The sequence below is a fragment of the Rhodanobacteraceae bacterium genome, from assembly GCA_016713135.1.
Taxonomy (GTDB): domain Bacteria; phylum Pseudomonadota; class Gammaproteobacteria; order Xanthomonadales; family SZUA-5; genus JADKFD01.
Map to the genome: position 1 here is coordinate 527,269 of JADJPR010000023.1, position 14,278 is coordinate 541,546.

The window sequence follows — 14,278 nt, forward strand, 5'->3', positions numbered from 1 at the left end:
TGGGCTTTGCAATTGCGGCCCGACTCGATGTTCGCTACGCAACCGCGACGAAACTAGTGGACGGAACTAGTGGTAAGCCCGCGCACCCTCACCAATCCCGGCGGTGTAGATGTGCGCAAACACCGCGTTGGCCTTCAGATTGATCTCGTCAGCGCCATACACGCCTGAGGGCAAGTTCGCGAACAGGTGCTTGATGATTTCGGCCTTGACCTGGGCCTGGACGGTGGCCATCGAGCGCAGCCGCTCCAACGCGAAGCGGTCGTTGCTCAGCTTCTGCAGCAATTCCTTCGCCACTTTCTTGATGGCGTCCCGATTGGCCTTGGTCAAAGTGTCCTTCTGCAACAGATCGAACACAGCCAGTTGCTCCTCGCTCTCCAGCCCCTCGCGCAGGTAGCGCCTTTCTTCGTCGTTGAGGCTGCCGTTCAGAGCGAACAAGTCGTCCATGACCTTCTGGATTTCGGCCGCATCCTTGTCCTTGTTGTACTCCTGCACGATCTCCTGGTAGCGCTCGTACAGGTCGACCCGCGTTGGATTGGCCTTCACCATCGCGGCCAATCTCTCCTCGATCCTCTCCATCAGGTTCATCGCCATGACGTTCTTGAATGGCGTCTTCGCAAACTCCGCGCGCAGGCGGGAGAAGTCGATGTTGGACAGGTCGTAGCGAGGCGCTGTTGGCTCGCTAACGCTCGGCTGTTCGGTCGCCAGAGCAACATCGACAACCTGGTACAGGTCCTGCAGGAGCGCGCTGACGTCAGGTGTGGTGCGTGCATCCTGCAGCTTGTTGTAGATCGCGCTGACCGCGCTTTCTTCAGCGTCGAAGTCAAACAGGCCGGGGTTTGGAAACAAGCCGCGATGACGGGCCTGGACGTCCTCCACAATCACCTGATACGTCTTGCGGCGTTCGTTGCTTTCGCACAGCAGGTTGACCGCGACCAGGATTTGTCGCTGCTTGTCGAAGCCCTGTGCGCTGATCAGTGCATCCAGATCGAATCCGATGTCGCCAAGAAAATCCCCAGCCGCTTTCAGGCTCTGGGCGTACTCGACGAGGGCTTCGGTGTCATCGCGCACCGTGTCTTGCTCGTCCTCACCCTTGCCCGTGCCTGCGCGATCACCCTGCGCGAAGGTGGCCAGTGCCTTGCGCAGGCTCTTCAGCATGCCGTTGTAGTCGATGATCAGGCCATGCTTCTTGCCGCCACCCACGCGATTGACGCGGGCGATGGCCTGCATCAGCGTGTGACCCTGCATCGGCTTGTCGAGGTACAGCGTAGCCAGGCATTTCACGTCGAAGCCAGTCAGCCACATGGCGCAGACGATGGCGATGCGGAAGGGGTTTTCGGCCCGCTTGAACTCCTTCTCCAGATTGCGCTTGACCATCTTCTCGCGGTGCGGCGTGATGTCCAGCGGCTCGTCGCGGAAGTTCTTCCACTTGGCGAAGTCGGCCACCTCGCCCTGCTCCGACGAGACCACCACGCAGCATTCGGTGGCCCGCATCCATTCGACCTGTTCGCGGCGCTGCTGCAACAACTTCGGCAGCGCCTTGCCCTTGGCGGCGAACAGCGCCTCGTCAGCGGCCACGCTTGCCTCCAGCTGCGCCGTCTTCTCCTGCCACTTGGCCTGAATCAGATCGTGCATCTTCACGCAGGTGATCTTGTCCAGGCAGACCATCATCGCCTTGCCGCCGCCGGTATCCACCACCCTCCAGCGTTGGTGGAAGTGATCGACGAAGTCCTGCGCCACCTTCTCCAGACGCGTGGGTGAGGTCAGGATCGGATAGTCACGCGCCAACTCCCGATAGAGCTTTTCTTCCTTTCCTCCGTCCAGGGGTCGCTCAACGTCGCCGCTTGCTTGGCCGTCTCGATGTGTTCGGCGATGCGCTCGCTCACCCTGGGATCGACGATCTTCAGCTTCTCGCCCCGGTTCTCGTAGAACAGCGGCAGCGTCGCGCCATCGGCCACGGCGCGCTTGAAGTCGTAGATCGACACGTAGTCGCCGAACACTTCGCGCGTCAGCTGCTTTTCACCAGCGTCGATCAAGGGTGTGCCGGTGAAACCCAGGAACTTGGCGCGCGGCAGGCCTTTGCGCATGTTCAGCGCCAGGCGGCCATATTGGGTGCGGTGGGCCTCGTCGCTGATGACGATGATGTCCTCGCGTTCCGAATAGGCCTCCTTGACCCGTTCGCGGTACCTCTGGATCAGGCCGAACACATAGCGGCGGTTCTGGTCGCGCAGCATCCGGCGCAATGCATCGCCACTGGAGGCCTGGTCCGACTTGCTGTTGGCGCGCCCGGCATTGGTGTAGGTGGAGGCGATCTGGTCGTCCAATTCGGTGCGGTCGGTGATGACCACGAAGGTGTAGCTGCCCGAGATCTTGCGGTGGATCTTCTCGGTCAGGAACAGCATCGAGTAGGACTTCCCCGAGCCCTGAGTGTGCCAGAACACACCCAACTGGCCGGCGCTGACTTCAGCCCTGACCTGCGGGTCGTCGGAAGTGAGACGCTTGATGACCCGGTTGACACCCAGGAACTGGTGGTTGCGCGCCACGATCTTGTGCGCGCCGCCTTCGCTGGCGTCAAACAGCACGAAGTTCTCGACGAGGTCGAGCAGGCGGGCTTTATCCAACATGCCCTTGAGCAGAATCTCAAGCAGGGGCTGGTCCTTGCGCGGTTCCGGGTCGTCCTCGTCCAGGCGCTTCCAGCGGTAGAAGTGCTCGCGGGTGCTGGTCAGCGATCCGTACTGCGCATCTTGACCGTTGGAGATGATGACCAGCGCATTCCAGTGGAACAGGTGCGGAATGGTGTCGAGATAGTCGCTGTAGTTCTTCTTGAAGGCGCTTTCGATGTGCACCTCGAAGCGCTTGAGTTCGATGAACAGCAACGGCAGGCCATTGACGTAGCCGATGACGTCCGGGCGGCGCAGCCATAAGCGCCCTTGAATCCATAGTTCGCGCACGGCGAGGTAGCGGTTGTTGTCGGGGCGGTTGAAGTCGATCAGCCGCAGGCGCTTGTCGACCAGCCGGCCCGCCGTGTCCCGATACTTCACCGGCACGCCATCGCGCAGCAGCTTGTACTTCTCCTCGTTCAGGGCGACCAGCGTCTTGGTGATGTCGTCCTGCACCACCTGCGCGAGAGCCTGATCGTATGCCTCCGGCGGCAATCCCGGATTCAGGCGTTTCAGCGCGGCAAGCACCTCGCGGCGGAGCACAGCCTCACTGTTGTCGCTGCGTCCGAGAAGGCTGTCGGGCCCGAAGCTCTCCTCGTCCTGGGCAAACACGGCCTCCCAGCCGAGTTGCTTTTCCAGCAGTTCGGCAGTGGGTGCCTGGATCAGCAGGTCTTCGGAATAGTCATCCCTGGGCATCTGCGAACCCTATATTCATCTCGCAATCTCGTACTGATGGGAAGCGCCCAGCCGGTTCCATTCGATAGCCCGCTTGCGCCAATGCGTGTCGATTGCCTGGGTGAAATCAGGGCGAACCAGTTTGGCGCGGGCTTCGCACCAAGCGCCAGATTCGCGGCGAACCACGATTCCCTCCATCGGGCCGTCGCGGAAGGCGCTGGGTGAGGTGGCTACCAGATGCTTCAGTTCCGGCAGGGACGCCCGTCCGCTGAATACTTGCCGCACTGTCTTCAGCGCCGCCATCTGCGCCAGCGCGTTGCGCCGCACCGTGCTCCAGAATCGGCCCGCATCGCGGTCGTAGACATCGAAGACCAGGAACCAGTCCGGCAGCGCACTGTAATCCAGCGAATGGCGGGCCGCACACCACTCGCCGAACACGATCAAGTTCGGCTGCAAGACATCGGCGAGGGCGTCGTGGTGCAGGGACATCCAGGCCGGCAGCCGGGCGAACTGGCCCGCATGGGGCTCCGCCAGGTATTGGCCACGATTCTGCGCGAGCAAGTTCCCGTCAGCAGACAAGGAAAAACCCAGATTGGCACCGTCGAGCTTTTCCTCGAGCACGACTTCGCCCGCCAGCAGCGCCTTGACTTCGGTTGCGGACAGGACCTTGTCGTCTCGCGGTTCGCCTTCTCCCAGCCAAGCCAGATGCGGCGTGTGCGGGAACCGAAAGAACGGCCTCATGACGGCGCGCCCGGCAACGTAGGCACCGGTTGGCCCGGAAACTTCTTGCGATAGAACTGGCACACGTCACCCGGGCAAAGAAAATCGACCACAACGCCGTGCGCCCGCAAGGCGCGCCACCAGTTCAACCACTTGCTGTCCGCTGCCTGCCAGATCGGCGGCTTGTCTGGGTGCGCATGCGCAGCCGCGACGAACTTTCGATCGGGCGGATCGAACTGCGGTTCCAGTGCCGGGTCCGGAAAGTCCGCGAAGCAGTCCGGCGTGTGCTCGGTCAACGCCACCTGTTCGACCCGCTTTGGATTTCCCGCCTGCTGCAGCAACCACTTCAGGAACACATCGCCAACGCCCTTCGCTGGATTCAGTGTCGTCTTCTGACCGTACTCGCCGAGGATCCGATAGCCGTCGTCGATTACCACGACACCGCTCTGTTGCAACGACTGCAACCGCCTTACGCAAGTCTCCACGCAATCAACCGAAACATCCGGATGCTGCTGGTTGGCGACCAACAATACATTGGTGTCGATGACCGCCTTCATTGCGCATCGCTCCGGCGGGCCAATTCACGCTTGCGCTGAAGCGCCGCCAGGGTGCGGCCGGCGATGTCGTCCATTTCATTGCCGAAGAAGTGCTCGGGCCAGTTTTCGATCTCCCCGAACATGTTCAAGCGCAGCGGCTCCAATTCGGTAGCGGCGCCTGCGCGACGACAGAAGTAGACCGCGACGTCCTGCGCCTCGATCGCGCCCTCGGCGACACGCCGCTGCAAGCGATTCAGGAAATGCTCGGAGTGGCTCTCCACGATCAGCTGTACGTTGCGCTCCTTGCTGTCCTCGCGTGCCTGCGTGGCAGAGATGAACACGTCCGCCAGTTCGGCTTGCACCTGCGGGTGCAAGTGGATCTCGGGCTGCTCCATCCACACCGTGGAGTTGGGAGGGCAATAGAAGGCCTGGACCAGAGCGGGCAGTACCTGGGAGACACCGAAGCCGACATCGGTGATCTTGACCTCAGGCGCCTTCAAGTGCGTCTTGATGAGGACCTCGTACTCCTTGCGTCCCTGCGCCACCGGCTTGACCGAAAAATCCTGGATCACGCCCAGGTCTTTCAGCCAGGCGGCGATGAAGGCGGCGAATTCCTGCTTCGCTCGCTTCGGGCCGCGATTGAGCATGCGTCCCTCGCTCTGCGCGGCCAAGATGGCGGCGATGGCGTTCTCACCCATCTGGCCGACGCTGGACGGCGTGTCGCCCGACCACTGATAGATGCGCTGCGGGTGATTACGCAGCGGCCCCAGGTAGGAGATGCTGTCCAGCATGGCTTCGGTGGCGAGCGCGAAGTCGGAGAGAAAACCTGCGTTCTTGAAGCGCGCGATGCTGATGTCGGACAAGCGATAGAACTTCTCGGGCTCCTCCAGCGGCCACTTGCGCCCATCGGCCATCTTGAAGTTGTACCGGTCAGATGCCAGGGTGAACTTGCGCTTGTCGTCCCTGCACAGTTGCACATCCAACTCGTCGCCCGCGCCGGAGCCCAAGGCATAGCGCAGTTGCTGCACCTCAGGTTGTTCGCCTTTTCCAGCTGCCACTGACACCCACAGCTGCATGCGGTCGCCGTGGTAGCGCGCCTTTGCTTGCAGCGGATCTCGCACCTCCAGCGTTTTCGGCAAGTTCCAGCCGATCTCGAAATCCAGCGACTGCGTCAAGTCGTGCCCGTGCAGGCAGTCGGCGAAGGTGCCGAGATCAATCAAGGACGCGGTATCGCCCAGATGCAGCGCGCGCTTGCGGTCGGTCGAGCGCGCCGTCTGCTGCAAGGCCAACAGCAAATGCCCCAGGCTGCTCTTGCCCGCGCTGTTGGCGCCGAAGATCACCGTCAGCGGCGCCAGGCGTATGGGGCCGGTGTCTTTCCATGCCTTGAAGTGCTTGATGTGCAGGTGCGTCAGCATGGCAGGGGCACTCCTTCGGGGTGTGCTGCTTGAGGCAACGCGATGCCGGAAACATCGAGCTGGCCGGACATGAGTTTCGGGAGCAGTAGCGCCTTGGCTTCAACCAACAATTGTTGTTGACGCCCCAAGTTTAAAAGCAAGTCGTCGTACTGAGCGATTACGCCGGCAATTCGATCTTGCACCTCTCGCGTCGGCACCTCAACAAGGAAGTCCGGAAATCTAGTCAAGGCAATTCTGTCCACGGTGGCCCCGGGGATAGTATTGGCCTCAATTTGCGATCGCCAAGCTCTCGAAAAAAGATAGGCAAAAAGATACCTTGGGTTAACTCTTCTGGGATCAGGACGTAACAAGGCTGTCCTACGCCCCAAGCAACAGCGCAATCCCTCGGGTATCAGTGCGTAGCGGTTTAATGTCGCCTCATATGTAAAGACGATGTCCCCCGCTCTTGGTTCAACTCGTCGCGTCCATTTTTGATAGTCCGCTTCCGAAATCCAGCGAGCAGCGCCAGTGTCGATCTGGCCATGCTCATTAATTTCACGAATACCCAAAAAGATGGCTGCGCCACTGTCATGAAGAGTCGGCGTCGCATGCGGCCCGTCGAATATTCCAATTGAAACGTCTCGGATTTTTTTTAAGTCAGTCTTCATAGGTCAATGTTTCGCAAGTTGGCAGCAATCCGCCCCGCCAGTTTCACCGCCTTGTCGTTCAGTTCGGACAGTTCGTTGTGGATCTCGCGCAGCTTCTCGGCGAAGTCCTCCTCGTTTTCGGCTGCAGCCGCCGCCACGCCGACGTAGCGCCCCGGCGTCAGCGAGTAGTCGTTAGCGGCGATCTCGTCCAGCGTCACCGCCTTGCACAGGCCCGGCACATCCTCGAAGAGGGCATGCGGAAAGCGGCTGTGCAGCCAGTGGACCTGGTGGATGAAGTAGCCGGCCTGTTTCAGCGCATCGAGCACCGCGTCGCGCACCGTGGGCTCTTCGTTCTTCTTCGCATCGGCGGCCAGCAAGGCGCGCTTGGCGTCGCGGATCGCCCGGCCATTGAAGGCTTCGCTCTGGCGGGCGTGAAGCTGCTTTTCCGCCACATCGAGCAATCGCAGCCAGCGCTTGTGCCGCGCTTCCACCACCTTGCCCGTGGCCTTCAGCCGAGGCGCGAGCGCGTCGAGCGTGGCTTGCAGCGCCAACTGCCCGGCGTGACAGGACAGGTCTGCGCTGGCGACCGCGGCACGGGCGTCGCGGCAGGCAGCGAGCAATTCGGCCAGCGCGTCGGCCGCTTGGGTGTCGCTTGTCGCCGCCGCGAGTTCGGCGCGAAATGCCGCCAGCTGGCGCTCGGTTACGCGGCCCGCAGGCTCGTCCTCTTCCGGTGGATTCGGTGGCCCATCGACCGCCATCGCGCGCACGCCACCATTCAACTCGTAGATGTTCGTGCGCTGGGCAAAGTCGGAGAGCAAGGCCGCCAATGACGCCACGACCGCGTCGTCTGCCGCGACGCGTTCAGGCATTGCCGCAAGCAGCGCATCGACCTGCCGTTGGTAGCGGGCGACCAGTGCCACGAACTTCTCGGGTTGGCCCCGGTACAGCCAGACGATGGCGTTGAGACTAGCGTGCTGCTCGTCGGTGAAGATGTGCGAGCGCGCCGAGACCACGTGGTACACGTTGCGCGCGTCGATCATCAGCACCTGATCGCGCAGGTCCTCCGGCTTGCCCTTGTCGAAGAACCACAGCGTGCAGGGCAGGCTGCGCGTGTAGAAGAACTTGTTGCCGATGGCCATCATCACATCGACGTGGCCGGTCTTGGCCAGCTTTTCGCGGATGTCGCGGTCCTTGTTGCCGGCGTCCGAAGCGCTGGACGCCATCACGAAACCGGCGCGGCCGGTGTCGTTCAAGTAGGCGTAAAAGTACTGAATCCACAGGCTGTTGGCATTGCTGATGGCGCCGGTCTTGGCATTGGTGCCGGGCAGGCCGAAGGGCAGGCGCCCGCCGTCGCTGGCTTGGCCTTCCACCTTCTTGGTGTCCACGCCGTCGACATTGAACGGCGGGTTGGCCATGACGAAGTCGCACTGCCCGACCAGATGGTCGATCTGGTCGTAGAACGTGTTGCCCTGGCGGATGTTCGAGGCGTCCAGCCCGTGCACCACCAGGTTCATGCGCGCGAGCTTGGTGTTGGTGTCGCTCTTTTCCTGGCCGTGGAAGGTGACGGTGTCGTTGGCCTGCTGGTGGCGCACGTCCTCGATGAAGTGGCCGGTCTGCACGAACATGCCCGCCGAACCGCAGGCCGGGTCCAGCACCAGGCCGTGGTCTGGCTCGATGATGTTGACGATCATGCGCACCAGCGACGGCGGCGTGAAAAACTCGCCGCCTTCCTGCGCGCCGCTCATGGCGAACTTGTTGAGGAAGTATTCGTAGATGCGCCCGAATACGTCGCCGGTGGCCGCCTTGATCGCGGGGCGGTCGAAGATCTTGACCAGTTCGGCCAGCAGGTCGGTCTCGAAGGCCGGGTAGCCGCGTGGCAACGCGCCCTTGAGCACTTCGTATTCGGCCTCGATCACGTCCATGGCGCGGTCGATCACCTCGCCCACAGTTGCCCCCTGCGGGAGACTCGCGATGCGGTCGAAGCGCGCGGCCTCAGGCAGGTAGATGGCCGCCTTGCCCTGGAAGCCCAGCTTGATCAGCGTCTCCCGCTGCGCAGCCGGCACCTGTGGCGGGATGTCGGCCTCGATCTCCGGCAGGTAGGCTTTGAAGCGGTTGTCGGCATGACGCAGGAAGATCAAGCCCAGCACCGGCATCGCGTATTCGGCGGCCGTGAGCCTGGAGTTGGCGCGCAGCTGATCGGCGGCTTCCCAGAGTTCAGATTCGAGCTGGTGGATGTTCACTCAATCGTTCTCGTCATGCTGGTCGGCCGCGGCCAGTCGTCGCTCCTTCCGCGGTAAACCACTCATCGACCGGGCAACAGGAAGTCAAGGGATGCACTCGAGAGCGCCTGTGTCGGAGGCATACCAGTCTTCCTGTGAACGGTAGACCTTCCCGAGCATAGCCCAGTGGCAGGACCCTGCCGCCGGGGTCAGTGCGCACGGGACACCGGAATCTGGCTGCTTCCGCGAGTCACGGTCGTGGCATAAGGGAAACGTCCACAGGAGACGCAAATGAAGCTTGTCGCCGGTGCAGTGAACAATGAGTTTCTGGAATCAGTGCTGTCAGCGAACATGGACGCCTGCTCGCGCGTCCGTGCCGCAATCGCCTACGTTGGAAATGAGAACAGACGGCTCTTCTCGGCATGTGAGACCAGCATGAAGCCACTGGAGTTCTACTGTCGTTACGATCATTCGGTTCCCGTCCACCCAGACGTCCTGAAGTGGTTCAACGAAAAGCGGAACCCGAACCTGCAGTGCAAGTTGGTGCCCGACATCCTCCATTCGAAGGTCATCTGGTGGGTGGATGCAGGCGCCTACCTGGGGTCCGCGAATCTCACGGATCGTGCGTGGTTCTCGAACATCGAAGCTGGCATCTACCTGAGTCAGGATGACCTGCTCGAATCGGGCATGGAAGAAGACTTTCGGCGGTTCTTCGAATGTGTGGACGATCATTCCCGTCCGCTCACGGAAGAGATCCAATCTGAGCAGAGCCGCCTTTGGGCGCAACGTCGGGACATCCAGAACCAGGACTATCGATTGCAGCAGCAGTTCGATGGAAAGAGGCTTCTTCCGATCCAGCCTGGACTGGTCCAAGTCGTCACACCGCGCGCTGCGGACGCACGCATGGCGCGCTTCGAGCAGGAGTGGAACGAGACGTTGCAGACCATGCGCCTCATTTCGGACCGAGTCTCATCGCCAGAGTATCGGCCGGCGTGGATTGGCGCACACGTCCCAAAGGGCGTCCAGGCCGACCAATTCCTCCATGCGTACTACTACAAGGTCGTGCGTGACGGCGCCCGGCATCCGTATGAGGAATACCACCTGCGCCACGTCGGCAACCCGGAGCTAGCCCTTCAGGGAGCGCTGTCGTGGTGGAAATCGGCAGATTTCGACTATTCGCCGGAGCAGCGCACCATCGAGCACTGGGCGCCCGGACTGCGCGAATTCATGGCGCGCGATCGGGTCGGATCGCTGAGCGAGGATGAGTTTGTTGACGCGATTTCACGCGTACACGCCATCATCAACCACGCCGTCAAGCAGGAGAACGCGCATCTCGGGCTTCCGGACTCGCCGCAGTTGTTCGACGACAAGGTGCGGAAGTTTGGCGAGTTGCTTTGGAGGGCGCGTTCGCCTCAGGGCAAGACACCTCTCCAAACCTTCGAGTACGTGATCTGGGGTCCCGGATCGGTGGCCAGGCGGATATGGGAAGCAAGCCGTAGCGATGAGTGGCGCATCCCGCATCTCGGCATCAATAGCCTGGGCGAACTTGTCGGATGGGCGCGTCCGGATGACTACCCGCCGCGGAATACTCGCACCAGCAAAGCGCTCAGGGCATTGGGGTTCAAGGTGGCTGTTGGTGTTTAGCATCTGCGGTCGGCTCCGGACAACCCACCCCATCGCCCACAAAAAAGCCGCCCAACGGCGGCCCTTTCGTTCTTGCCTGGCGGCTGGTTCACGCCGCCTTCTTCTCCTCGGGTGAGACCCGCGGGCCGGGTTTGAAGCGGCCACCGAGTTCGCGTCGCAGCGGTTCCAGGCCGTTGGCCTGGCCCAGCAGCTTGAGCATGCCGTAGCCGCGGCTGGCCACAGTGAATGCATCGTTGCCCAGCGCCATCCGGGTGTCGCTGCCCTTCTGCAGCAGGATTTCGATGCGCATCAGCAGCGGGCGCAACTGATCGCGGGCGGTCATGTCCTGCATGGCGGTGGCCACGTCCAGGCTAGGCGGGAGCAACTGCGGCTGTCCGGCCAGCGCTTCCAGCGTCTGGCGACAGAACACGTCCGCCTTGTCGCCCAGCTTGGCCATGCGCAGCTTGTCGCCGGGGGTCAGGGAAATCAGGCCAGCCAGTTGCCGCTCCAGATCGCTCAGGGTCTGGTCGATGGCGGTGAGTTGTTCAGTGGTGACACGGAAGGTAGCGAAGTTCTGCATGAGATGTTCTCCAGGTTTGACGATCCGCCGGCACCGTTGCCGGGCGGTGTGCCGATGCGGCACGGAGAGCATTTGAAACCATCGCTGTCTCACCGAATGAGACAATGGGCTACCGGTGGTCGGATCGCTGCGTAGGCTGGCGGCTCAGTGCGCTGGGCGCCGTGGCGGCTGGCGGGTGTTGTGCCTGAGCCGGCGGATGGGGATCCGGCCTGGGCGCGCCTTCGGGCTTGAGACGGCCGTGCGCGGCCTTTCTCTGCCGGGTGCGGAGCAGTCCGGCGTGGGGATCGCCCTTGCCCGTGCAGTGTTCGCCCTGGTGGGAGCAGCGTTCCCACTGGCCGGGGACCCGTTTGCCTTGCCGGAGGCTACGCTCAAGCTGCCGGGGGACTGGATCGACTTGCCCGGGGCAGCGTTTGCGCTGGGCGGAGAGCCGTTCGCCCTGGCGGAAACAGCGCTCAACCTACCGCGAGACTCGATTGGACTGCCGCGAGAGGCGTCTGCCCTTCGGAAAGCAGGCTTGGACCCATCCCTGACCAGGCTGGCGGGGTCGCCGGGTAGGTTGGGACTCTTCAACAGGTAGGTTGAAGGGGTCGCCGGTAGGGTTTGCACCCCTCTCCCGGCAGGTTTGAGGCGTCTCCCGGAGGGTTTGCACCCCTCTGCGGGCAGGCTCGCCGGGTCTGCGGGAGGGCTCAGCCACTCGCGGAGTAGGTTCGGCCCATCGCCGCGAGGGTTGCGGGGGGTCTCGGCGGGCATGGACGACGCGCGGGGCGGGCTGCGGGTGTCTGCGGGCTGGTTCGGAGGAGCGGCCGGCGGGCTGGACACTGCCGATGGCAGCGTGTGCGCAGGGTGCGCAAGGGCGATTGCGGTGGCGCACATCGCCAGCACTTCGCGGGCGCGCATCGACCTGGCGTTGCCGGGTCCGCAGGCTGCGGCGGCGAGATTCCCTCTGGCACGATTATGTACAAAGCAACGATCATCCAGCGATGGCGGCCGCTGGGGCCGCGCGTGGCATCCACCGGGGCGGCGGGCACACATGACGCAAGCGCAGCAGTCGATCGAGCGCCGCCTGGTGATCGGGTGTTCCTGGCTCGGCATGCTGTTCTCGGCCGTCGGGATCGTGGTCAATTGGGAGCTGGGCGCGCATGACGGCATGTTGCTGTGGGCCGTGGCCTTCAGCGCGCTGGCCTTCGCGGCCATTGCCATCGCCGGCCGCGGCGGCGTGCCCTATGGATTGCTGAGCGGCGCCTTCCTGTGCAACGTGATGTTCCTGATTGCGGCCACCTGGGAGGCCAACGGCGGTGTGCGCGGGTCTACCACGCCGGCCATCGCCGCTGCGGTGGTGTTCTCGGTGCTGGCCCTGCCGGGGCGTCATGCGGCGATTGCGGTGAGTGCGCCGCTGGCCATCTTCGTGACGCTGTGTGCCATCGAACTGTGGGACGGCGTGCCCGCCGCGCTGCCCTTCGATGGCATGGGCGAGGCGCTGGACGCGCTGATCACCACCCTGATGACCTCGATCCTGTGCGGTGTCGGCCTGGCGATGATGCGCCGGGTGTACGACCACAATCTGGCGCAGCTGCGCGAGGCAAAGCTGCGCAACGAAGAGCTGGCCACCCAGGCCATGCTGGCGGATCGCGAGAAAACCAGCTTCCTGGCGCGCATGAGCCATGATCTGCGCACGCCGCTGGCGGCCATCGTGGGCAGCCTGGAGGTGGCCTTGCAGGATCCGCTGCGGCCGCCGGTGGCTGGCTTGCTGACGGCGGCCCGCGCGCGCTGCGACGATCTGGAACGCATCATCGGCGACCTGCTGGATGTGGGCATCGTGGAATCCGGTGAGCTGGCCATCCGGATGGCGCCGGCGGATCTGCCGGAGCTGATCGAGGCGGTGACGCAGGACGCCCGGCCAGCCGCAGGTGTGCGCCTGGCGGTGCATCTGGAACCCGGCGTACCGCGGCGCTTGTTGACCGATGCCACCCGCTTGCGCCAGGCACTCGGCAACCTGCTGTCGAACGCGTGCAAGCACACCGACGACGGACTGATCGACTTCCGGATCAGTGCCGCCTCCGGGCGGATCCGGTTTGTCGTGACCGATTCCGGCCCCGGCATCGACGACGGCGATCTGGACTTGCTGTTCCAGCCCTTCAGCCAGCTTCCGCGCGGGCGCGAACGCGGCGGCGCCGGACTGGGGCTGTTCATCACGCGCCAGATTGCGACGATGTTCGGCGGCACCCTGACGCTCAGCCCTGGCCGCCCCGTTGGACTGCGCGCGGCCCTGGAGCTGCCATGGGTGGAGCCGGCGGCGCAGCCCGACGCGCCGCGACCGACCCCGTCCCCGGCAGCCCCGGGCGGGCTGCAGGTCTTGGTGGTGGATGACGAAGAGGTGATGCGCATGGTGGTGTCGGCCATGCTGGAGACCCTGGGGTGCACGGTTGCCCTTGCGGACGATGGCGCCGCCGCAGTGGAGGCGGTGGCCGCGACACCCTTCGACCTGGTCTTCATGGACATCCGCATGCCCGGCATGGACGGCCTGGAGGCGAGCCGCCGGATCCGCGCGGCGCGTCCGCAGCAGTACATCGTGGCCCTGACCGCCAACGCCTACCCCCAGGACCAGCAGCATGCGCGCGAGGCTGGCATGAACGCCTTCCTGTCCAAGCCGGTCTCGCTGGCATCTCTGCGCAGCGCCCTGGCGCAGTGCATCGCGCCGGACCCAGCGGCCGGCTCTGGCGCCGCGCCCTGAAGCGACAGCCACACCCGCGGATGCGATACTGCGGGCGTACCGCCGCTGCGCGCACCGGGACCTTGGCGTGATCGACCCGCAGACCCTCAGCGATCTTCTCCTGGTGGATGCGCGCAACCCTGGCACCATGCGCGCGCTGGTGGCGCGGTTCACCGCCAATCAGCGCAGCTTCCTGGACGATCCGCGCCTGCAGCCCGACTCCCTGGACCGGGTGTTTGCCGGGGACGGTGCGCACCGCCTCAAGGGGACTGCCGGCACCCTGGGCGCCACCGAGCTGGCCGAGTGCGCACTGCAGTTGGAACGCCTGGCGCCCACCGGCGATGCCGCCAGCCTGAGCGCGCAGGTCCAGCGCCTGCGCGAGGCCTTCGACGGCGCATCCCGGATGCTGGCAGCCGCCTTTCCGCCCACGGCCTGAGCGCAGCCAGCGTCACTGCCCGCGCCCTGCGCGCTGCTGAACCACGCCCCGCGGCCAGGCCCGGCCGCATGCGCGCCAGCC

General features: G+C 63.9%; 9 protein-coding genes and 1 pseudogene. 3 read left to right on the plus strand and 7 right to left on the minus strand.

Translation table 11 applies throughout. The features are described from left to right. Positions 1-66: 66 nt before the first annotated feature. From IPK27_22185 to IPK27_22210, 6 genes and pseudogenes are all read right to left on the minus strand, one after another. A pseudogene (locus IPK27_22185) lies at positions 67-3,353 on the minus strand (type I restriction endonuclease subunit R). 15 nt (positions 3,354-3,368) lie between these two features. Continuing rightward, positions 3,369-4,073 (minus strand): RNA ligase family protein, encoded by a 705-nt coding sequence (locus tag IPK27_22190; GenBank protein MBK8070215.1) that lies wholly within the window; start codon positions 4,071-4,073, stop codon positions 3,369-3,371. Beyond that, entirely contained in the window at positions 4,070-4,609 is a 540-nt protein-coding gene (locus IPK27_22195) for a hypothetical protein (GenBank protein ID MBK8070216.1), read from the minus strand. Before IPK27_22195 ends, IPK27_22190 begins: the two co-directional genes overlap by 4 nt. After that, complete coding sequence (locus tag IPK27_22200) at positions 4,606-6,003, minus strand: DUF3696 domain-containing protein (protein ID MBK8070217.1); 1,398 nt, start codon at positions 6,001-6,003, stop codon at positions 4,606-4,608. Before IPK27_22200 ends, IPK27_22195 begins: the two co-directional genes overlap by 4 nt. Then, positions 5,997-6,650 (minus strand): hypothetical protein, encoded by a 654-nt coding sequence (locus IPK27_22205; protein MBK8070218.1) that lies wholly within the window; start codon positions 6,648-6,650, stop codon positions 5,997-5,999. The genes IPK27_22200 and IPK27_22205 overlap by 7 nt, the downstream gene beginning before the upstream one ends. Next, positions 6,647-8,869 carry an N-6 DNA methylase gene (locus IPK27_22210; GenBank protein MBK8070219.1) on the minus strand — a complete coding sequence of 741 codons (2,223 nt, stop codon included), beginning with the start codon at positions 8,867-8,869 and terminating at the stop codon, positions 6,647-6,649. The genes IPK27_22205 and IPK27_22210 overlap by 4 nt, the downstream gene beginning before the upstream one ends. A gap of 270 nt (positions 8,870-9,139) precedes the next feature. Between IPK27_22210 and IPK27_22215 the strand changes: the two genes are divergently transcribed. After that, positions 9,140-10,492 carry a phospholipase gene (locus tag IPK27_22215; GenBank protein MBK8070220.1) on the plus strand — a complete coding sequence of 451 codons (1,353 nt, stop codon included), beginning with the start codon at positions 9,140-9,142 and terminating at the stop codon, positions 10,490-10,492. A gap of 88 nt (positions 10,493-10,580) precedes the next feature. Here IPK27_22215 and IPK27_22220 read toward each other — a convergent pair whose 3' ends face one another. Further along, positions 10,581-11,051, minus strand: a complete 471-nt coding sequence (locus IPK27_22220) for a hypothetical protein (GenBank protein ID MBK8070221.1) — start codon at positions 11,049-11,051, stop codon at positions 10,581-10,583. A gap of 1,030 nt (positions 11,052-12,081) precedes the next feature. On the opposite strand from IPK27_22220, the gene IPK27_22225 reads away from it, so the two are divergent. Further along, the gene (locus tag IPK27_22225; protein MBK8070222.1) at positions 12,082-13,782 is read left to right on the plus strand and encodes a response regulator; all 1,701 of its coding nucleotides are present in this window, start codon (positions 12,082-12,084) and stop codon (positions 13,780-13,782) included. 67 nt (positions 13,783-13,849) lie between these two features. Then, entirely contained in the window at positions 13,850-14,197 is a 348-nt protein-coding gene (locus IPK27_22230; GenBank protein ID MBK8070223.1) for an Hpt domain-containing protein, read from the plus strand. The last annotated feature ends 81 nt before the right edge of the window (positions 14,198-14,278 follow it).